This is a genomic window from Bartonella sp. TS25HLJMH (assembly GCF_042193505.1).
Classification (GTDB): domain Bacteria; phylum Pseudomonadota; class Alphaproteobacteria; order Rhizobiales; family Rhizobiaceae; genus Bartonella; species Bartonella grahamii.
The window spans coordinates 53,357-75,723 of the sequence record NZ_JBHILV010000003.1 but is presented as its reverse complement, the minus strand read 5'-3'; the positions used below and the strand labels follow the sequence as shown (position 1 = coordinate 75,723).

Sequence of the window (22,367 nt, the reverse complement as noted above, 5' to 3'; positions counted from 1 at the left end):
TACTCTGTTGTAAAATGAAGAAAGTTATTAGGTTTTATACACAATATCTCTTTTTCCTTATCTAAATGGTCAAAAAAAGAGATATTGTAGCAAGGATAAAACTTTGATGAAAAATGCAAGGCCATCACAACGGCAGCTTAGAGTAGCAGAGCAAGTACGTCATGCAATAGCGCATATATTACAGCGTGATATTTTGCTTGATGATATCTTGAAAGATATTGTTATTTCTATCTCTGAAGTACGCATGTCACCAGATTTAAAAATTGCTACTTGCTTTGTATCACCTCTCAGCACTCTTAAAAATGCTTCTCATACCGATGTTGTTGATACCCTCAATAAACATAGTCGTTTTCTCCGTGGAGAAATCAGTCATGCGTTGCGACAAATGAAATATATGCCTGAACTGCGTTTCCGACTTGATAATAGTTTTGATAATTTTTCAAAAATTGATGCCCTCCTTCGCTCGCCTGAAGTTGCTCGCGATCTTCACTATAGTGATAAAGATGAGGATTAAAGATATGGCGCGGCAACACAAAAAAAAAGGGCGTCCTGTTTCTGGCTGGGTCATATTTGATAAACCAAAAGGAATGAAATCAACAGAAGCTGTCTCACAAATCAAATGGCTCTTTCATGCACAAAAGGCAGGGCATGCAGGAACACTTGATCCTCTTGCTTCTGGTCTCCTTCCCATTGCATTGGGCGAAGCAACCAAAACCGTCCCTTACGTGATGCAAGGCAAAAAAACTTACCGTTTTCATATCGCTTGGGGAGAAGAGCGTTCAACAGATGATCTAGAGGGCGAAATAACGAAAACTTCTCTCAAACGTCCAACACAAGAAGAAATACTTGCTCTTCTTCCTCAATATACAGGTATTATTTTGCAAACGCCTCCGCAATTTTCAGCAATAAAAATTGCTGGAAATCGTGCCTATGATTTAGCGCGTGAAGGGGAAGTTGTTGAAATTCCGCCCCGTGAAGTGGAAATAGAAACTTTCAAATTATTAGAAATGCCTACCAAAGAGCACTCTGTCTTTGAAATAACCTGCGGAAAAGGAACTTATGTGCGCTCTTTAGCGCGCGATATGGGACGTGATCTAGGTTGCTATGGGCATATTGCTGATTTAAGGCGTATTTCTGTCGCACCTTTTGATGAAGAAGATCTCATTACATGGGACGAACTAAAAGCAGCCGTTCCGCAAAATAAAAACACTACAGATGAAAATAATCGTTCTTTTGAAAAAAACTTCACAACACTCGATGAGCTCTTAATTGAAACAAGCGCTGCATTGGATTGCCTCCCTCACTATATCCTTAATGAAACTCAAGCACAGAGAATTATAAAGGGTCATTCTATCCTCTTAAGTCATCACAAAGTACCTCTTGACCAAGATGAGATTTTTGTCCTCTATAAAGAACAACTTCTTGCCATTGGCACCCTTGACAAGGGTTTATTTAAACCGAAGCGGATTTTCACAATTTAATCGATTCTTTTCCACACCTACCTTTTGCGAAAAGATATTTTTCTCTATCAATTAAGGAAAATATGGTACTTTTCATTGTCTATATTTACCATATTCATATCAAAATTTAAGTCAGTGCTATAAGCTAACACCATCACACACTTTTTCCTCTTAATGTCGCAACAATCCTTGCATTTAAAAGGATTCATAAGAGGCTTTTTATTTCTCATTCTATCGTCTTTTACTCACACTTTAACCCTCATTTGTAATGTGCAAGCGAAGATTTGGACTGATTTACTCTAAATAGATTTGAAACGAGAAAAGCTTAAGATTTTTAGGACTATAACTCAACATGGAAAACGACAAACAATTATTGTAAATCAATTTATTAACTATTAAAATAGCAATTTTTTGTTATGATTATGCTAACAAATCGATCGAAATAATATTAACCATATTTAATATTTTACAAAAACTGTTTTAACCCTAAGGGAGATGATCAGAGGAGACTTTTAAAAGCATTTCATTGGCTTGGGGTATTGTTTGGCGTTCAATCATACGGTGCACTCTTATGCCGTTAGGAGCGCAATTTAAATGACGCAAACGCTTATTGACTTCTGCATCCGCTTTTGTACGACGATGATTATGGCGTAAATAATCTACCCATGTTGGCATATGATAAGCCTCTGTCCAATATTCAGGTCTTTCAAGATCTCGTAAAAGGACCCACTGACGCGCACCATCACGTAACCGGATATGGCGTCGACGCGTCATCACTTTGAGAAACTCTTCGAGATCATTTTCATGAATTTGATAATCAATCATTATCATGATCGGGCCACTTCTTGCTTTGAGGTCGAGTAATAGTTCCGGCTCTCTAAAATGATCAAGAGGATTTAAATCTATCTGAGGAATTTCTTGAATTCTAAATTTTACCCCCGCAAGAGCACCAAAAATCAAAAATAGAGAACAAATACTCAAAGCAATTGTTGGAGAATAACCATCAGCTAAGCCTCCCCAGATTGCACTTCCAATAGCCATCCCCCCATAAGACGCCGTTTGATAAAGTGCTAAAGAACGTGCAACAACCCAGCGTGGTGTAGAGAGTTGTACAGATGTATTAAACAATGATAATGCCAAAACCCAACATAAACCTGCAGGAAATAAAGCAATATGGCTTATAATTAGTGAACGGCTGATTCCCAATAAAAAGCAAGAAAAGGCGAAACCAATAAATGCACTTGCAATAATTGTTTCTGAACGAAAATGATGCCGTACAACTGCATTAATAATACCTGCTGTCATGGCTCCTAACCCAAAACAACCCAGCAATGTACCATAAAGAAGGGCACTTCCTCCAAGAACTTTATGCGCAACAATTGGCAAAAGTGCTAAAATAGAAATAGCTCCTATACCAAAAAGGAACGCTCGAACCATAATACTCAGGAGATTAGGTGACATCGCAACATAACGCAAACCATCTGAGACAGCTCCTAACAGCCTTTCTCGTGGCAATGAGTTTTTTTTATAATTCGACTTCCAGAAAAATAACGCACCGATAAGAGGAATATAGCTTATAGCATTAAACAAAAAAGCAGCAGATGCCCCCAAAGTTGCAATGATGGCACCGCCAATAGCAGGACCAACACTCCGCATCAAATTAAAGCCTACACTATTCAAACTAACAGCAGCAGGAATATTTTCCCTGCTCACAATATCTCCTATCGTTGCTTGCCAAGAAGGATTATAAAAAGCTGTGCCACATCCAATCAAAAACGTAAAACATAACAAAAGCCAAGGTGTTAGAAATCCCATATAGGCTAAAACAGATAAACTCATGGATATGACCATCATCATAATCTGCGCACACAACATAATTTGACGCCGATTAAAATTATCCGCTAATGCCCCTGCCATCAAAGAAAACATAACAAGTGGTAATGTTGTGGCACTTTGAACAAGCCCAACCATGGAATGCGAAGAACTAATCAACGCCATTAACCACCCTGCTCCAACAGCCTGTATCAGCCCCCCTAAATTAGAAATAAGAGTAGATAACCATAAATTTCGAAATACCGAATTACGAAAAAGTTTTAATGTTGAAATGCTCTGCATCTTTTTCCTCCAAATCGGTATTTATCATCTTTGTTACCACACACACGCTCATAATCTTTGTATCAAAAGGATGCATAATTCTTTAAAAGACTTCTCATAAAACTCTATTTAAATCAATCTTTCAAAACAAAAGCTTTTATTTAAAGAAAGACTTCAAAATGCTGTCAAGGACTAGTATTTTAACCTTCTTTCCTATATAAGGACGAAAATGGGTAAGAGTCTTCGACTCTTCTTGTTTCCTCACAGACCCTTGCTGAACGACATCTCGGCTATGGGTGACTTTATGTTTCTTCGTTTTTGGAAAGGATAATACGATGTCGATTACAGCTGAACGTAAACAAGCTCTTGTCGCAGAATACGCAAATAAAGTTGGTGATACAGGATCACCGGAAGTGCAGATTGCTGTACTTTCTGAACGTATTTCTAATTTAACAAACCACTTTAAATCTCACAAAAAAGATAATCATTCTCGTCGTGGTCTTTTGAAGATGGTGTCTCAACGCCGGCGCCTTCTTGATTATCTTAAAGGAGTTGACCAAAATCGTTATCAGACACTTATCAAGAAGTTAGGTTTGCGTCGCTAAAAGAAAAATGATGGTGGTGTTAAAAAAACCACCCATTTTTTCAACGTGTTGCTTTTAATTAAAAAATTTAAAAACTGACAAGTTATTATGGGATAGGACTGCTCATCGTTTCGCATTTAAGGCAGTTTACTTCTCTCTTCTCGTAACAAAGATAAAAAGTATGTTGTCCACCCCAGAGCTTGGAAATATGCTACGCAAAACCAGAATGTGAGCAATCAAAGATTTAAACACTGGTCATTAAGGATAAAAAATGTTCAAAACGCACAAGATAGAAATTGAATGGGCTGGGCGTCCTCTCACCCTTGAAACAGGGAAAATAGCACGTCAAGCTGATGGTGCAGTGATTGCTACCTATGGAGAAACTATTGTCTTAGCAACCGTTGTATCAGCCAAAAGTCCAAAACCAGACCAGGATTTTTTTCCACTCACTGTTAATTATCAAGAAAAATCCTATGCTGTTGGTAGAATACCTGGGGGCTATTTAAAACGTGAAAGTCGACCAAGTGAAAATGAAACTTTAGTTTCACGTTTGATTGATCGCCCAATTCGTCCCCTTTTCGTTGAGGGATATAAAAATGATACACAAGTTATTGTTTCCGTTATACAGCATGATCTCGAAAATAATCCCGATATCCTTGCGATGATTGCATCTTCTGCTGCATTGACCCTGTCAGGTGTTCCTTTCATGGGGCCTATAGCTGGTGCCCGCGTTGGCTATTGTAATGGACAATATGTTCTCAATCCTCATATTGATGAAATGCCTGAATCAAAACTTGATCTTGTTGTTGCTGGAACAGAAAGTGCTGTTTTGATGGTTGAATCAGAAGCGCAAGAATTACCGGAAGATATCATGTTGGGTGCCGTGATGTTTGGTCACAAAGGCCTTCAACCTGTCCTTGATGCCATTATAAAGCTTGCTGAAGTTGCTGCAAAAGATCCTCGTGATTTTGTTCCTGAAGATCTTTCTGAACTTGAAGAAGCAATGCAGAAAATGGCAGAACAGGATATACGAAAGGCTTACACAATTACTGATAAGCAAGAACGTTATGCTGCAATTGATGCACTAAAGACAGAAATCCTCAATAAATTTATGCCCGAAACAGAAGAAGACTGTAAGTTTAGTGCAGATCAAATTGCAACCGTATTTAAACAGTTGCAAGCAAAAGTTGTTCGCGGGAATATTCTTGATACCCAAAAGCGGATTGATGGACGCAATCTTTCTACCGTGCGCCCTATCCAATCAGAAGTAAGTATTTTACCCCGCACACATGGATCAGCACTCTTTACCCGCGGAGAAACACAAGCTATTGTCGTTGCAACACTAGGAACTGGTGAAGATGAACAATATGTTGATTCCTTAACGGGAATGTATAAGGAAACATTCCTTCTCCATTACAATTTCCCACCATTTTCAGTGGGTGAAACGGGACGCCTTGGTTCTCCTGGTCGTCGTGAAATTGGACATGGCAAATTGGCATGGCGAGCAATTCACCCCATGTTGCCAACGAAAGAATCTTTTCCTTATACTATTCGTGCTGTCTCAGAAATCACTGAATCCAATGGATCTTCTTCTATGGCAACGGTTTGTGGGACCTCACTTGCTCTCATGGATGCCGGCGTTCCTCTAGCACGCCCTGTTGCTGGTATTGCTATGGGCTTGATTAAAGAAGGAGAACGCTTTGTTGTTCTGTCTGATATTTTAGGGGATGAAGATCATCTTGGAGATATGGATTTTAAAGTCGCAGGAACAGAAAATGGTATTACTGCCTTACAAATGGATATCAAAATTGATGGTATTACCGAAGAGATTATGAAAATCGCGCTTGAACAAGCCAAAGGTGGACGAATCCATATCCTCAATGAGATGGCAAAAGCTTTAACCAGTGCACGTGCTGAGCTGAGTGAATTTTCTCCACGAATCGAAGTTATGAATATTTCTGTCGATAAAATCCGTGATGTTATCGGCTCTGGTGGTAAAGTTATTCGGGAAATCGTGGAACAAACTGGAGCAAAAATTAATATTGAAGATGATGGTACCATTAAAATTGCTTCTGCTGATGCTAAAACCATTGAAGCAGCAAAACGCTGGATCCATTCTATTGTCGATGAGCCTGAAATTGGTGCTATCTACCAAGGAACAGTTGTAAAAACTGCAGAATTTGGTGCATTTATAAACTTCTTTGGTTCTCGTGATGGACTCGTTCATATCTCTCAGCTTGCATCAGAACGCGTCACCAAAACAACCGATATTGTGAAGGAAGGTGACAAAGTTTGGGTTAAATTAATGGGCTTTGATGAACGTGGAAAAGTTCGGTTATCAATGAAGGTAGTTGATCAAAAAACCGGAAAGGAAATCACCGCTGATAAAGTGATGAATGAAGAAAAGTGCGTGGATGAAAAAAAACAACCTGAAAATAAGCGCCGCCGTAAGAAAAAAGAAGAGTAAGTTTTTCCTCTTATCGTATCATGAAATGCCATCCCAACATTGGAGTGGCATTTTTCTTTGAAAGAGTCATATGTGTTATTATTTTTGCCTTTTGAAAATTATGAACTCCCGTATCCTGATCCAAACCAATGTTGGTTAAGTTTCGGTTTAACAGAAATCCCAGCTCCAGAATGGGCACAGAATTTAAAAGTTATTACGCCTTGGCGACCAGATTTTTTAAAATTTATCGATACTCAATTTCACTGCTCTCCTCAAATAGATAAAACCTTCAGCTATGATGGTGCATTTTTACATTTGAGCAAATATCGTGGTTTTAACCAAAATTGTTTTCTTGATTTATTAGAATGCGTTAAACCCAATGGATGGATTGTAATCAGTGGGAATAAAACTGCTGGTGCTGCTTCAATGATGAAGTGGGTCAAAACAATTGTTCCCATCACCAACAAACTGTCTAAAAATCATGGTCTTGTATTTTGGTTACAAGTTCCTCAACAAATTGGGGGACATAACATTGCACAATTGCGCTCACCACCGCTCAATTTTGGTAAATTTCAAACCACTTCTGGTATGTTCTCACACGGACGTATTGATCCAGGATCTGCTGCACTTGCTTCTTATATGCTCAAAGTTATTTCTGGAAAAACGGCTGATTTTGGTGCTGGATGGGGCTATCTTTCTCACGTTGCGCTTGAAAGAAGTGAAAAACTCACCGCTCTCGACCTTTATGAAGCAGACTACAACGCTTTGAGAGCAGCAAAACAGCACCTTAAATCCATAACAGCTCCTTTTTCAATTCATTTTTATTGGCACGACCTTGTGCATGAACCTATCACAAATCTGTATGACACAATCATTTCAAACCCACCGTTTCACACGCAACAAACGACAGATATTTCATTAGGAAAAAATTTTATTATAAATGCTGCAAAGTGCCTAAAACCAGGCGGCAGTCTGCTTTTTGTTGCAAACCGCCACCTGCCTTATGAAACATTATTAAAAAATATTTTCCGCACAGTGTTGATACATGAAGAAGCCCATGGTTTCAAAATTATCGAAGCGCGCAGATAAAGAAAACAAGTGATAACTCTAAAGAATAAAACGTGAAAGATCGATATCAGCAGCAAGCTCGCCAATAGATTTTCTCACATAAGCGGCATCAATTGTAAACGATGTTCCAGCTTTATCAGGTGCCGTGAAAGAAATTTCATCCAAAACGCGCTCCATCACTGTTTGCAAACGACGTGCCCCTATATTTTCAATCCTTGCATTTAAATCTACAGCAATATCTGCTAAAGCATCAATTGCATCATCAGTAATTTCCAAATGAACCTCTTCTGTTGCCATAAGAGCAATATATTGTTTAATCAAACTAGCTTCTGGTTCCGTTAGAATGCGCCGTAAATCTTCTCTTGTTAAAGGGTTGAGCTCCACACGGATGGGTAAACGTCCTTGAAGTTCCGGTAATAAATCAGATGGCTTAGAAACATGAAATGCACCTGAGGCAATAAAAAGAATATGATCTGTTTTGATTTGCCCATATTTTGTACTAACCGTTGTTCCTTCAACCAAAGGCAAAAGATCACGTTGAACGCCCTCACGCGAAACGGCAGCACTGGCTCCACCATCCCTAGTTGCAATTTTATCAATCTCATCAATAAAAACAATCCCGTCATTTTCAGCAACACGAAGTGCTTCTTGAATAATTTGATCTTGATCAAGGAGCTTTTCAGATTCATCATCAATAAGCGGCTTAAAAGCATCCCTTACTGTCGTCTTACGGACTTTTGTACGACTGCCCATTTTGCCCAAAATATCTGATAAATTCATAATACCCATTTGTGCTCCAGGCATACCAGGAATATCAAAGGTTGAAGCACTATTGCTATTATTATCGGCTACTTCAATTTCAATCTCTTTCTCATCTAATTCACCTTCACGCAATTTTTTGCGAAAACTATCACGGGTAGCGGGGCTGGCTGTTTTACCAACAAGGGCATCTAAAACGCGCTCTTCAGCATTCACGTGAGCCTTTTCTTTTATTTCATCTCGTTTCTTTTCACGCACAAGAGAAATCGAAATTTCAACAAGATCTCGAATAATTTGCTCAACATCACGTCCCACATAACCAACTTCAGTAAATTTAGTCGCTTCTACTTTAACAAAGGGTGCTCCAGAAAGTTTTGCTAATCGACGCGCAATACCAGTTTTACCAACACCTGTTGGCCCTATCATTAAAATATTTTTTGGCATAACTTCTTCACGCATCGGCTCATCAAGCTGTTGTCTACGCCACCGATTGCGCAATGCGATAGCTACAGAGCGTTTGGCATCATTTTGGCCAATAATAAAACGATCAAGTTCAGAAACAGTCTCACGAGGGGAAAATACAACACACATTTAAATAGCTTTCTCTAAAGAAGATAATTCTGCATCCAATGTTTCAATCGTAAAATGATCATTGGTGTAAACACAAATTTTAGCAGCAATAGCCATAGCTTTACGAGCAATAGTTTCTGCATCCAAATCCAAGTCCATGAGTGCACGCGCTGCTGAAAGAGCAAAGTTTCCTCCAGAGCCAATTGCCATAACCCCATCTTCTGGTTCTAAAACATCACCAAGCCCTGTAAGAGCCAAAGTTACTTTCTTATCAGCCACGAGCATCATTGCTTCGAGACGACGCAAATAGCGGTCTGTTCGCCAATCTTTTGCAAGTTCTACACATGCACGCATAAGCTGATCAGGATATTGCTCAAGCTTTGTTTCCAATCTTTCCAGTAATGTGAAAGCATCTGCTGTAGCACCTGCAAAACCAGCAATAACCACTCCGTTCTTTCCAAGACGACGCACTTTACGTGCATTACCTTTCATAATTGTCTGCCCAAGAGAGACCTGACCATCACCGGCCATCACGACTTTTCCACCTTTTCGTACCGTAATAATTGTTGTACCATACATTATGTCTGGCTTATGTTCTGTCATAAGGAGACTCCTTAATATTAACTTTACTTTTTAATATTGATTTCTTTTCATACAATGTAAAACTCAATCACTATTGTCCTATTTAAGAACATATACAGCAAAACACAATGATTCAGCATAACTCAATTTGTTAAAATGGAAAAATGATATCATTGTTGTCAATGTAAATTACTGCTAAATAGCTTTATATAAACAGTTTGTGCCTTTTAGAGGAAAATTATGAAAAAAATAGCCATAGGGACTTTAGGTGGAACAATTGCAATGACTGCTGATAATTTTGGTCACATGCAACCGACTTTAACTTCAGATAACCTCATAAAAAGTGTTCCTGATTTAAATAACGTTGCTGATATTCATGCACAAACATTAATGCAAATACCAAGTGGATCTTTATCGTTTCAAATTCTTTTTGAAATAATCGAGTGGGCAAAACAACAAATAAATGCCGGTGCAGAAGGTATTGTTTTAACACAAGGAACTGATACTCTGGAAGAAACAGCCTTTTTTCTTTCTCTTTATTGGAAGGAAGCTGAACCACTTATCATAACTGGCGCTATGCGCATGCCTCATGAAGCAGGTGCGGACGGCCCCGCCAATATTTTAGCAGCCACTCGTGTCGCAGCAGCCCCACAAAGTCGTAACAGAGGCGTTCTTGTTGTTATAAATGATACAATCCATTCACCTTATTGGCTCTATAAAAGCCATACCGTCAAAGTCGAAACATTTCAATCAGGTCTTGCAGGTATTTTAGGAACTATTTTAGAGGGAAAACTTATTTATTTCAATAATCAAAAACTTTTTTCGACAACGTTTGATCTTCCCAAAAACCACGATCATCAAATTGCACTCCTCTATTCCTCTTTATCATCTGATGCACAATTAATGAAACTATGCCTTGAAAGTGGGTATTATGCTGGAGTTGTTATTGCTGGTTTTGGTGCAGGACACTGTAGTTTTCAAGAAGCAGACCTTGTACAACAATATGCACAAAAAATACCAATCATTATTGCTAGTCGTTGTTGTAATGGCTCAACAACTCGTATAACTTATGGCTATAAAGGCTCAGAAATCGATATGATTGCTTCTGGTGCTCTCATGTCTGGTTATTTATCAGCCGTAAAAGCGCGTCTACTTTTATGGGCTTTTTTAGCGCAAGGGCGCTCATTAGCACAAATTCGTGCAAACTGGAATGACTGGACTATAAGTTAATGAAAAATGATCTATTATCTTAAAGAAGAGAGCATGCAAAACAAAATTTATTTGAAAATCAAGCCGCTCATCTGTCCACTTTTAATCGATTGCTGCGGCAAAAAATTCTCGACCAATACAAATGATTGATACGATTATACAAAAAATTAATCAGGAAGATAATCTGGTCAAATGCGTTTCTGACCGATATTCACCCTATCGTGTTTTTACTGCACAAGAATGGTCAGAGTTTCGTGCAGACACACCTCTTACTTTGACTTTTGATGAAATTAAGCGTTTGCGCTCTATTGATGATCCTATCGATCTTAAAGAAGTCCAACGCATTTATCTTTCTTTATCGCGTCTGTTATCATGCCATGTTGAAGCAGTACAGGAACTTTTTCACAAACGTCAGCAGTTTCTCCATCAAGAAGAGAGTAGAAAAACGCCCTTTATTATTGGAATTGCTGGTTCTGTAGCAGTAGGAAAATCAACCACGGCTCGCATTCTTCAAGAACTGTTGAAACGATGGACATCTAGTCTTAAAGTTGATCTGATCACAACGGATGGTTTTCTCTATCCTAATGCAATCTTACAGCAAAAAAATCGTATGAATCGTAAAGGATTTCCTGATTCCTATGACATTAAAAAATTGCTGTGCTTTCTTTCGGCTATAAAAGCAGGTATCGGAAATGTCCGTGCCCCGCTTTACTCACATATGACTTATGATGTTCTAGAAAATCAGACAATTACCATTGACCGTCCTGATATTTTAATTGTTGAAGGTATTAATGTATTACAGGTCAGTGATCTTCCTAAAGATGGAAAAGCTATTCCTTTCGTATCAGATTTTTTTGATTTTTCAATCTATGTCGATGCCGAAACAGAAGTCATTCGTCACTGGTATTTAGAGCGCTTTAAACGTTTGCGTAAAACAGCTTTTAAAAATCCTGAATCCTATTTTCATCGTTATGCATTGTTGAGTGAAGAAGAAGCTTCAAAAGTCGCTGAGAATCTTTGGCAAACAATTAATTTAAAAAATTTACAAGAAAATATATTGCCAACACGACCACGATCCAACCTCATTCTACGAAAAGGAAAAAATCATTTGGTCGAGTATGTCGCACTTAGAAGACTATAAGGATCTCATAACTATGCAGCACTATCACATTCATTTTACCTCAACGCGTATCGATAACAGTTGCCCTATCATCTTGGTAAACCAAAGAACTCTTGCCAACTTATCACTTGATGCGTCAACAACAGCATGGATAAAAGTTAATGACTTTACTGGTAAAGCAGGACAAATACTCTTTGTTCCTCACGAAACGGGGCATTTAAAAAAAGTTTTATTTGGAATTGGCAATGGGAACGATCCCTTTATCACAGGACGGCTTGCTCAAAAACTTCCTGCTGGTCAATGGCATTTAGAAGGTACAACCTCTGATGAAATAAATACCTATCTTGGATTAGCATTCGGTAGCTATCAATTTAATCGCTATCGTCAAAACTCTTCTTTCAAATCATTGTCCATCCATGTCAATGAGGCCGTTGATCTTAATGAACTCCAACGAATTTATGAAGCTGTCTTTTTCGTCCGTGATCTCATCAATATTCCAGCCAATGATATGACCCCTGATACTCTCGAAAAAGAAGCACGAAAATTAGGAAAAACCTACGGTGCTCATGTCCAAAGTATTTGTGGAGATGATCTCTTAACCCATAACTTTCCGATGATTCATGCTGTAGGACGAGCAGGCAGTACTGCACCGCGACTGATTGAGTTACACTGGGGGCAAGCACATCATCCTAAAATAACGTTGGTAGGCAAAGGGGTAACTTTTGATACGGGAGGACTCGATATTAAATCAGCCAATAACATGTTGCTTATGAAAAAAGACATGGGGGGCGGAGCAAACGTTTTGGGATTGGCTAAACTTATTATGGATGCGAAATTGCCTTTCCGTCTACGTGTTTTGATTCCAGCTGTAGAAAATGCAATTTCTGCGAATGCTTACCGACCAGGTGATATTCTCAAAAGTCGTAAAGGCTTAAGTGTTGAAATTGGTAATACAGATGCTGAAGGGCGACTTGTCCTTGCCGATGCGCTCGCCTATGGTGATGAAGAAAGTCCACAATTCATGCTTTGTATGGCTACTTTAACAGGGGCAGCGCGTATAGCATTAGGACCAGATCTTCCCGCATTTTATTGTAATGATTCAATATGGGCACAACAAATCTCTGAATCTGCTCACGCTGTTTTTGATCCTCTTTGGCAAATGCCCCTTTGGAAACCTTACCAAGAGATGTTATCATCACCAATTGCTGATCTTAACAATGTCACTGGAAATAGCTTTGCTGGCTCTATAACGGCTGCTTTATTTCTTAATTCTTTTGTTGAAAAAGCTGAACATTTTGCGCATTTTGACCTTTATGGATGGGTTCCAAAAGAAAAACCAGGATATCCTATTGGTGGATCAGCACAAACTATTCGTGCCCTTTATAATATATTTAAAAATGAAGTTTGACACACAATACCCACAAAGATAGACAATTTTGCATCTTAAAGAATAATTGCGATCGTTTTAAACTGTGTTCTTAGTTTTGTTTGAGGATAAAAACCTTACCAATAGAGTTTTCATGAGTTTGTTTAAAGGTAAGAAGTAACAAAATGGAAGCAAAAAGATGATCTCTAAAGACCCAAGGCTTTATGCATTCAGAGATGATCTAGCAGATCAACGTCTTGAAACAGAAATTACAGCCCAGCGCTTTGTTCAAGGTGAAAAAAGACGTGTTAATACAGCGGTCGCTGGACTTTTTAAAGAAAATAGTAAAAAAAGTGAAAGACAAACAGAATGCTTATTGGGAGAAGAACTTCTCATTTTTGAACAAGGGGAGACGATGTCGTGGGGGCAATCACTCAAAGATGGTTATGTTGGTTATATTGATACAACAGCCCTTTGTACATCAACTATAAAACAAACGCATGTAGTTTCAGTACCACGTACATTTAAATATTTACACGCTGACTTACGTGGACCAAGAATATCTCCGTTATCTATGGGAAGCAAAGTCAGTGTTGTTGATGAAATTGAAGTCCGTGACACAATGTATTCTATTCTTGAAAATGGAACAGCAATCATTACGAGCCATCTCAGCCCTATTGGACGTGTATACGAAGATTATGTCACAGTTGCAGAAACCTTTATCCGTACACCTTATCTTTGGGGTGGTGTCAGCGGTTTTGGAATTGATTGTTCGGGACTCATTCAGCTCTCTATGATGATGACCGGTCAAATAGTTTTACGTGACACCGATATGCAGCAAGAAACTATAGGCAGTCCTCTTACAGATACTGATAAACTTCAACGAGGCGATTTAATTTTTTGGAAAAATCATGTTGCTATTATGGTTGATCATGAAAATATTATTCATGCAAATGGTTTTTCCATGGACGTTATGATCGAGCCATTGGAAGAGGCAATTACGCGTATTGCTAAAAAAAATCAATATCCCATCGCAAAACGTCGTCCAATGCAAGAAACTTAATACATGCCTCCTATAAAAAATAATTAATTGAATGTTTTGTTATATAATAAATTGATTTATAAAGATAATTATCCATCATTCATTCTGTGTCAAAAATTTTAAATATCGTAAAATTCTCTTATTTCAAATCTGTTTTTATGTTGAAGCAATCAAAATCGCTTGCTTGTTCATCACAAACGGAATTAATGTATAAGTGGAAATGATTACGAAAAGAAAAAATATCCCTTCTGAATGCTCTCAAATGCCAAGAACTAGCGTAATAACATTGGGACCAGCTTACTCCTTCATAAGCGTAAAGATAGTGGCGCTCTATAGATTTTACATTATTTACATGGGGGCTTTAACATTATACTATTCACTAGTGCCCGCACGAAATAGGCTTTGGAGCGTTGCGAGATACCTCTTTTAAACAAACGCGTGAATATGCAACACAATGCCGTTCTGTATTACGTAAAGAACGTGCCCCTCTTAATCAAAAGCAACATTTTTTGATCTTTTCTTAAAGTTCATAATTCATTTAAAAATCTTCATTAATATTCGTCTATATTTAAATACTGAGAAAACTCATAAACCGGCTTATTGAATAACACTCATTAAAATATCATATAGTCAATCATAAATCGTATTACATAACTTGAATCATAATTCTTGATATTATCATATTTCGCTGTTTCAAATACCTTTATTACAAACCAATAGAGAAATAAGCTTTTTCTTTTCAAAAAAATGACAATAGAACTTATTACGCAGCTTTATCATTTCTTTTTCCATTCAGTTTTATGGTTTTTAAATATACAAAAATAATATCTTTCTCATGTTATGTATATTTCTCATTTATATAATTACTTAAGTAGATTTTTTCTTTACATCTCATACTATATCTCTATCTCTCATACTATATAAGGTACCATGATATAATTCCCTAAGAAGTATTCTTTTCATGTTTTTCTTTTATATTTAATAATTCATTAACCATATGTTTTATTTGTTTTAAAATTGTTTTTCAAATTACATACCACTCTTTTTATTCGTACGTTATTGAACATTTTTTGATTGAGAAATCGTATAACATCAAGAAAAATAAAGGGGAATTTATCCTTATAAAAAAATATGTTATTATATAATCATGTATTGCAATAATAATTAAGCTTTTGGTCATGTAAACAATCTCTAACAACAAACACAAAACGTTTTTTTAAGCATTTTTTAAAATTTTTCCTATTATCGATATCTCATGAAATAAATACTCCTGATATCCCTCAGTCCACCCAAACTCATTTCACAATGAGACGTGTGAAAAGGCATCATTATACACTTTGCCAATTCTTAATGTTGCGATGACCCTTGGCTACTGGAGTAGTGTTCTTTCAGCACGTATTTTATTTCTTTCTTAAATAATTTTATCCACATGACTTTCCCCGCTTGGAACGTGCAAGCAAATGATTTTGATTGATTCAACATAAACAAGTTTGGAATGAAAATTTTTTTTACGACTCTGGACTTTACCATTCAACATAAAATTTATAAATTATCATTTTAAATCAATATATTGAATTATATTTAAACAATATTTCCTTCTTATAACACATTAAAGAAGATGTTTTTTCAATACCTGAATCAATGGTTTATCAGCATCAGGCATAGGGTATTTATCAAGATCATTAATAAAAACCCATTCTAAACTTTGCCCCTCTCTTCCTTGCGCAACTCCCTCATAATGATAACAAAGATACAACGGCATCAAGAGATGAAATGTTGCATAGCTATGGCTCGCAAACGTTAAAGGTAATAAATTATTTGCCTGAACATATATACCAAGCTCTTCTTCTAGTTCACGAATTAATGAAATTTCTGGAGTTTCACCTTGCTCAACCTTTCCACCAGGAAACTCCCATAAACCAGCCAGCGATTTTCCCTCAGGACGCTTGGTAAGCAAAACACAATTATTTTGATCTAACAGTGCACATGCAACAACAAGAAAAAGGGAACTTTTTATACACATATCACTCTCCAATGAGAATATAAAGATAACTGTCTCTTTCTAGTATATTCCCTTACCTCAAAAAAAAACTCACATATCTCATTCTCTTAAAAAAAATAATAGACAGTTAAATATAGAGAGTGCACCCATTAACTTCTGTAATGGCTATTGATCATAACGTACTCTTTTGTTAAATCGCAAGACCAAACCGTCGCCGTGCTCTTACCCAAACCGATATCAACACAAATTGTAATGTGTTTACCTTGCATATAAGTAGCTATTGTCTCTTCACAATACTCAGGATCTCGTACGCCATTCACAGCCACACGATGCTCACCAAACCAAATCGTCAATAGATCACGATCAACTTCAACACCGGCCTTCCCAACTGCCATAACGACCCGCCCCCAATTCGCATCTTCACCGGCAATAGCTGTTTTTACGAGCGGTGAATTTGCAATTGATAAAGCAATAGTTTTAGCTGCATTGTTTGTTGTAGCACCCATCACATTAACTTCAATTAAATGACGAGCACCTTCGCCATCACAAACAACTTGTAGTGCAAGTTCATGCAGAAGCGCACTCAATTGTTTCACAAAAACTCCATAACGCGGATCAGATTTACTTGTAAGACATGGAAAATGTTCTTTTCCTGTCGCAAACAACATAAGCGTATCTGAAGTTGAGGTATCGCTATCAACAGTAATTGAATTGAAAGAACCTTCAACTGCCTCTGATAACATGGATTGGAGTGCATCCGAAGAAATAGTAGCGTCACTAACCACAAACGACAGCATTGTCGCCATATCGGGTGCGATCATACCAGCACCTTTTGCAATTCCATTAATGGTAACACTCTCTCCCCCACAGTCAAAAGTGCGCGTCGCAAGTTTTGGAAATGTGTCTGTTGTCATTATGGCTTTTGCAGCTTCCAACCAATTTCCCTCTTCTGCTGTCTCTGCCATACTTGGTAAAAGATTGACAATACCCGATGCTTCCATTGGCTCACCAATAACACCCGTAGAAGCTATAAAAATTTCATCTTCTCTAACCTTTAAAGCATTCGCTGCTGCACAGATGATTTCATTGGTTGTGTGCTTTCCTTTGCTTCCTGTAAAAGCATTTGCATTTCCAGAATTCACGACAACACCCCTCGCAACCCCATGAGGAAGTGATGCACGACAATGCTCTACAGGGGCAGATAGACATTTTGAACGAGTAAAAACACCGGCCACACTCACTGGCTTATCGAATATGATGAAAAGAAGATCTGTACGATCTTTATATTTAATCCCAGCTTCAGCTGTTGCTATCCGTACCCCAGATAAGGGAGAAAGCTCCTGGATCTTTTGAGGCGACAAAGGAGAAATTTTCAACACCACAATATGCTTTCTGTAAAAAAATGAAATGATTGCAGATCAATAAGCTCTCATAGAAAACTGCTAGGTTTTTTGAACAAAACTAACCTAGCAAATTATCTATTAAAGAGGCTATCTAGTTATTTTTCCTAGCTATTCCGTATCCTCTTCATCCGATGTCTCATCGGGAAGTAGCGTCCCATTTTGATGAAGCGATTCCATGATTTTTGTAACATTAGGATCAGGGTATTTCACATCTATCTTGCTACGCAAATCAACAATCAGTTCTTGATAGCGCTTTTTTATCAGTTGTGTCCGCAACATCTCTTTAACATCATCAAATGCAGGCGGTTGTTTCAAACGACGATCTTCTAATTTAATAATATGCCAACCAAAAGGACTTTCAACGGGTTGTTTAGTGTATTCGCCAATTTTCAAACCAAATGCAGCATCTTCAAAAGGCTTGACCATTTGACCATGGCTAAAATAACCAAGATCACCCCCAACGGCAGCAGAACCATCTGTTGAACTTTTCTTTGCAATCTCTTCAAAATTTTCGCCTTTATTTAAATGCTTAATGATAGCTTCTGCTTCTTTTCTCGTTTTGACCAAAATATGGCGCGCTTTAACTTCATCTTCTTTAGGTAAAGCAGCGACTTCTTGCTTATAAAGAGCTTCCAAATCAGTATCCGAGATTTTGTCAACAATCGCCTGTTTAAAATAAAGCTGTTGAAGAACATTGTCACGCATGACTGCCATACGTTTATCGTAAGCTTCTGTCTTATCAAGACCTTTGCTTCTTGCTTCTTTTGCAAGTGCCTGCATATCTAAATAAGCTTTTAGAACCATCATACGGCGTTGTTCATCAGGAAAGCGTACTAAATTAGGATTTATTTCAAGCGCTAAATCATCTAATTGGCCTGCTGTAATATTTTTCCCATCAATAACCGCCATAACATGAGAAGGAGAAACGGCTTTTTCAGAAGCTTTCTCCAAAGTCTTTAAATCATTCGACGATGAATTCAAACCTTCTTGGGCTCTCACTCCTAAACTTGTACTTGCCAATAAAGTTGATGCTAAAAAAAGCGTGATAAATTTAAATTTCATAAATATACTCCTTAAAAATGAAGGCAGGTTCAAGATTCCAATTTTCTTTACCATAACACTTTAACCTTTAAACATAGAGAAATAAATTAGTAATTTTATTTTAAAAAAGTATAGAATTATCCTTTTATCTCAGTTGCTCCAATCCTATCTAATGCAGATGAAAAACATGATAATAGAGAAAAATGACATATTGTATCTTAAATTACTTTGTATTGTATCAGTTAAATAGCGTACCTAAAGTTGACATAGAGCGCTTAGCCTCTTATCTCTACTTTACAATTAAAGTGAAAAATTGCACACCAACAAGTATAATGGTACCATCTGCGTTTCATGATGTCTCTAATCATATCAGATAACTTGAAGAAAATGTAGAGTACGGGGAAAGCGTATGAATTACCCAACAAGAGTGACAACAATTAAAAGAAAGGGCCAGAGATGGTCAGTTTAGGTGTTTTTGCCCGTAAGTTTTTTGGTTCAGCTCATGAGCGACGTCTCAAAGCACTCCGCCAAAAAGTTGCACAAATTAATGCTTTGGAAGAACAATTTGTAAAATTAAGTGATGAGCAGCTTTGCCAAAAAACAGATGCCTTTCGTAAACGTCTTAGTGAAGGTGAAAGTGTTGATTTGCTCTTACCAGAAGCTTTCGCAACTGTTCGTGAAGCCGCAAAACGTGTTTATGACATGCGTCCTTTTGACGTGCAACTTATTGGTGGAATGGTCCTTCACGACTGTGGCATAGCTGAAATGCGTACTGGTGAAGGTAAAACATTAATGGCAACTTTACCAATTTATCTCAATGCATTGGAAGGTAAAGGCGTTCATGTTGTGACAGTAAATGATTATCTCGCCAGTCGTGATGCTGAAACAATGGGGAAAATTTTTAGTTTTCTAGGGCTTACAACAGGCGTGATTCTTCATGATCTTGATAGTGATGCCCGCCGAGAGGCCTATGCATGCGACATCACCTATGCCACAAATAATGAACTAGGTTTTGATTATTTGCGTGATAATATGGCCTTCGATCGTAGTCAAATGGTCCAACGTGGACATCATTACGCAATTGTTGATGAAGTTGATTCGATTCTTATTGATGAAGCCCGTACACCACTTATTATTTCCGGTCCTCTAGAAGATCGTACTGACTTTTATAACCTCATTGATACATTTATTCCTGCCTTAACTCCAGAAGACTATGAAATAGACGAGAAACAAAAAACAACGACTTTTACCGAAGTTGGTACTGAAAAAATTGAAAAAATGCTCGAACAAGCTGGACATCTTAAAGGTGAAAGTCTTTATGACATAGAAAATGTCGCTATCGTTCATCATGTCAATAATGCTCTAAAAGCTCATAAACTGTTTGCTCGCGATAAAGATTACATTGTTCGCAATGATGAAATCGTTATTATTGACGAATTTACAGGGCGAATGATGCCTGGGCGGCGTTATTCTGAAGGACTTCATCAAGCGTTAGAAGCTAAAGAGCATGTTGCTATTCAACCAGAAAACCAGACACTTGCTTCCATCACTTTCCAAAATTACTTCCGTATGTATAGGAAATTATCTGGAATGACTGGAACTGCAACAACAGAAGCCGAAGAATTCAGAAATATTTATGGTCTTGACGTTGTCGAAGTCCCTACAAATTTGCCAATACAACGTATTGATGAAGATGATGAAATTTATCGAACAGCAGAAGAGAAATATCGGGCAATTGTACGTGATATCCGTCAAGCACACGAAAAAGAACAGCCTATTCTTGTTGGAACAACCTCTATTGAGAAGTCAGAACAATTGGCAGAGCGTTTGCGAAAAGAAGGCATTACCGATTTTAGAGTCTTAAATGCTCGCTATCACGAACAAGAAGCGTACATCATTGCGCAAGCAGGAGTTCCTAGAGCTCTTACCATCGCAACCAACATGGCAGGACGCGGTACGGATATACAGCTTGGTGGTAATGTTGAAATGCGCATTCGACAAGAGTTACAGGATATCCCCGAAGGTCCAGAGCGGACAGCTAAAATTGAAGAAATAAAAAAAGATGTTCAGAGGCTTAAAGACAAAGCTTTAGCGGCTGGTGGTCTTTACGTTATTGCAACGGAACGTCATGAAAGCCGTCGTATTGATAACCAGCTTCGTGGACGTTCTGGTCGCCAAGGCGATCCAGGTCGCTCAAAATTTTTTCTCTCTCTTCAAGATGATCTTATGCGTATCTTTGGCTCCAATCGTATGGATGGTATGCTTCAAAAACTTGGATTGAAAGAAAATGAAGCTATTATCCATCCATGGATTAATAAAGCCCTTGAAAAAGCACAAAAAAAGGTCGAAGCACGAAACTTTGAAATTCGTAAAAATCTGCTAAAATATGATGATGTCATGAATGATCAACGCAAGGTTATTTTTGAACAGCGTATGGAGATCATGAACGCAGATGATTTATCAGAAATGATCCTTGAAATGCGCAATGAAGTCGTAGAGGATCTCGTAGAGGCTTATATTCCATCAGGGACATATTCTGAAAAATGGAATGTAAAAACTCTCGAAGAAGAACTTCAACAACTCTTTAATCTTGAGCTTCCAGTAAAAGAATGGGCAAAAGAAGATGGAATTGCCGAGGAGCAAATTTTGGAGCGTGTATCAGATGCTGTTACAAAACTTGAAAATGAACGTACTGAACGCTATTCTCCAGAAGTTATGGCTTATTTTCACAAGGCAGTATTACTCGAAACTATTGACACGTTATGGCGTGAACATCTGGTGAGTTTAGACCATTTGCGTTCTGTTGTTGGTTTTCGTGGTTATGCGCAGCGGGATCCGCTCAATGAATATAAGACAGAATCTTTTGAACTCTTTCAAAGTATGTTGAGAAATTTGCGCCGAATTGTCACTTCTAAGCTTATGCGCTTTGAAATCATTCAACAACCTACAGAACCAGCCATGCCTGAGCAAACTGATGCTGCTTCTTCTGTCTTTAATGATCAAAGTCAAGAAAATGCTCCCACCTTATGGGCACGATCACAAGAAAATAGATTTGTTAATCCACAAGATCGTGACCCTAATGATATAACCACATGGGGAAAAGTTGGACGTAATGAGCGTTGTCCTTGTGGTTCAGAGAAAAAATACAAACACTGTCATGGAGCCTTTGTTTGAAAAGCAAACTATGAAAATGAATAAAAAGCGAAATTATGAGCAAGAATTGCGCACAGCTGGTTTAAGAGTAACACGTCAACGACGAGTTATTCTTGATATTTTGACTGATACAAATGACCATCCCAATGCATTTGAAATTTTTCAGCGTGCAAACAAAATAGATTCGAGTATTTCACTCTCAACTGTTTATCGAACCATGAAAACATTAGAAGGAAATGGAACAATTCATCGCCATAGCTTTAGTGGTGGTCCATCTCGTTTTGAACAAGCAGATGGGCAACATCATGATCATCTCATTGATATAGAAACAGGACAAGTTATCGAGTTTCATTCTGATGTTATTGAAAAGCTGCAAGAGGAAATTGCAAAGTCCCTTGGCTATGATATTATTCATCACCGCCTTGAACTTTATGGAAAAAAAAACTCTTAAAAAAGTGATTATATATC

Annotated in this window: 17 protein-coding genes; 11 read left to right on the top strand and 6 right to left on the bottom strand. The window is 37.8% G+C overall.

Annotation, left to right across the window (positions count from 1 at the left end; genetic code table 11):
* The first annotated feature begins 106 nt into the window (after positions 1 to 106).
* On the top strand, positions 107 to 514 hold the full coding sequence (gene rbfA / locus ACFINF_RS02475; protein ID WP_375619529.1) for a 30S ribosome-binding factor RbfA: 408 nt from the start codon (positions 107 to 109) through the stop codon (positions 512 to 514).
* A 4-nt stretch (positions 515 to 518) separates the two neighbouring features.
* A complete protein-coding gene (gene truB, locus ACFINF_RS02470; protein ID WP_375619528.1) occupies positions 519 to 1,481 on the top strand; it encodes a tRNA pseudouridine(55) synthase TruB in 963 nt (320 codons plus the stop codon).
* A 465-nt stretch (positions 1,482 to 1,946) separates the two neighbouring features.
* Here truB and ACFINF_RS02465 read toward each other — a convergent pair whose 3' ends face one another.
* Positions 1,947 to 3,575: an MFS transporter gene (locus tag ACFINF_RS02465; RefSeq protein ID WP_375619527.1), complete on the bottom strand. Its 1,629-nt coding sequence runs from the start codon at positions 3,573 to 3,575 to the stop codon at positions 1,947 to 1,949.
* A gap of 314 nt (positions 3,576 to 3,889) precedes the next feature.
* Here ACFINF_RS02465 and rpsO point away from each other — a divergent pair, with 314 nt between their 5' ends.
* The 3 genes from rpsO (at position 3,890) to ACFINF_RS02450 (ending at position 7,673) form a co-directional block, all read left to right on the top strand.
* Entirely contained in the window at positions 3,890 to 4,159 is a 270-nt protein-coding gene (rpsO, locus tag ACFINF_RS02460) for a 30S ribosomal protein S15 (RefSeq protein ID WP_005774142.1), read from the top strand.
* Between the two features lie 250 nt (positions 4,160 to 4,409).
* Positions 4,410 to 6,605 (top strand): polyribonucleotide nucleotidyltransferase, encoded by a 2,196-nt coding sequence (gene pnp / locus ACFINF_RS02455; protein ID WP_375619526.1) that lies wholly within the window; start codon positions 4,410 to 4,412, stop codon positions 6,603 to 6,605.
* Positions 6,606 to 6,677: 72 nt separating this feature from the next.
* Positions 6,678 to 7,673, top strand: coding sequence for a class I SAM-dependent methyltransferase (locus tag ACFINF_RS02450; protein WP_375619525.1), 996 nt, complete (start codon positions 6,678 to 6,680; stop codon positions 7,671 to 7,673).
* 18 nt (positions 7,674 to 7,691) lie between these two features.
* On the opposite strand, the gene hslU is transcribed toward ACFINF_RS02450, so the two are convergent.
* Positions 7,692 to 9,002 (bottom strand): ATP-dependent protease ATPase subunit HslU, encoded by a 1,311-nt coding sequence (gene hslU, locus ACFINF_RS02445; protein ID WP_375619524.1) that lies wholly within the window; start codon positions 9,000 to 9,002, stop codon positions 7,692 to 7,694.
* Entirely contained in the window at positions 9,003 to 9,584 is a 582-nt protein-coding gene (gene hslV / locus ACFINF_RS02440) for an ATP-dependent protease subunit HslV (protein ID WP_012754621.1), read from the bottom strand.
* Positions 9,585 to 9,803: 219 nt separating this feature from the next.
* On the opposite strand from hslV, the gene ACFINF_RS02435 reads away from it, so the two are divergent.
* From ACFINF_RS02435 to ACFINF_RS02420, 4 genes are all read left to right on the top strand, one after another.
* Positions 9,804 to 10,793: an asparaginase gene (locus ACFINF_RS02435; RefSeq protein ID WP_375619523.1), complete on the top strand. Its 990-nt coding sequence runs from the start codon at positions 9,804 to 9,806 to the stop codon at positions 10,791 to 10,793.
* A 121-nt stretch (positions 10,794 to 10,914) separates the two neighbouring features.
* Complete coding sequence (coaA, locus tag ACFINF_RS02430) at positions 10,915 to 11,913, top strand: type I pantothenate kinase (RefSeq protein WP_375619522.1); 999 nt, start codon at positions 10,915 to 10,917, stop codon at positions 11,911 to 11,913.
* A 13-nt stretch (positions 11,914 to 11,926) separates the two neighbouring features.
* Positions 11,927 to 13,300, top strand: a complete 1,374-nt coding sequence (locus ACFINF_RS02425; protein WP_375619521.1) for a M17 family metallopeptidase — start codon at positions 11,927 to 11,929, stop codon at positions 13,298 to 13,300.
* Between the two features lie 157 nt (positions 13,301 to 13,457).
* Positions 13,458 to 14,321 carry an NlpC/P60 family protein gene (locus ACFINF_RS02420; RefSeq protein WP_375619520.1) on the top strand — a complete coding sequence of 288 codons (864 nt, stop codon included), beginning with the start codon at positions 13,458 to 13,460 and terminating at the stop codon, positions 14,319 to 14,321.
* A 1,588-nt stretch (positions 14,322 to 15,909) separates the two neighbouring features.
* Here ACFINF_RS02420 and mutT read toward each other — a convergent pair.
* The 3 genes from mutT to ACFINF_RS02405 all read right to left on the bottom strand — a co-directional run bounded on the left by mutT (position 15,910) and on the right by ACFINF_RS02405 (position 18,767).
* Complete coding sequence (mutT, locus tag ACFINF_RS02415) at positions 15,910 to 16,323, bottom strand: 8-oxo-dGTP diphosphatase MutT (protein WP_375619519.1); 414 nt, start codon at positions 16,321 to 16,323, stop codon at positions 15,910 to 15,912.
* A gap of 128 nt (positions 16,324 to 16,451) precedes the next feature.
* Positions 16,452 to 17,684 carry a bifunctional glutamate N-acetyltransferase/amino-acid acetyltransferase ArgJ gene (gene argJ, locus ACFINF_RS02410; RefSeq protein ID WP_375619518.1) on the bottom strand — a complete coding sequence of 411 codons (1,233 nt, stop codon included), beginning with the start codon at positions 17,682 to 17,684 and terminating at the stop codon, positions 16,452 to 16,454.
* Positions 17,685 to 17,813: 129 nt separating this feature from the next.
* Positions 17,814 to 18,767, bottom strand: a complete 954-nt coding sequence (locus ACFINF_RS02405; RefSeq protein WP_375619517.1) for a peptidylprolyl isomerase — start codon at positions 18,765 to 18,767, stop codon at positions 17,814 to 17,816.
* 435 nt (positions 18,768 to 19,202) lie between these two features.
* Here ACFINF_RS02405 and secA point away from each other — a divergent pair, with 435 nt between their 5' ends.
* On the top strand, positions 19,203 to 21,920 hold the full coding sequence (gene secA / locus ACFINF_RS02400; RefSeq protein WP_375619516.1) for a preprotein translocase subunit SecA: 2,718 nt from the start codon (positions 19,203 to 19,205) through the stop codon (positions 21,918 to 21,920).
* Positions 21,859 to 22,350, top strand: coding sequence for a Fur family transcriptional regulator (locus tag ACFINF_RS02395; RefSeq protein WP_375619515.1), 492 nt, complete (start codon positions 21,859 to 21,861; stop codon positions 22,348 to 22,350). The genes secA and ACFINF_RS02395 overlap by 62 nt, the downstream gene beginning before the upstream one ends.
* Positions 22,351 to 22,367 lie beyond the last annotated feature (17 nt).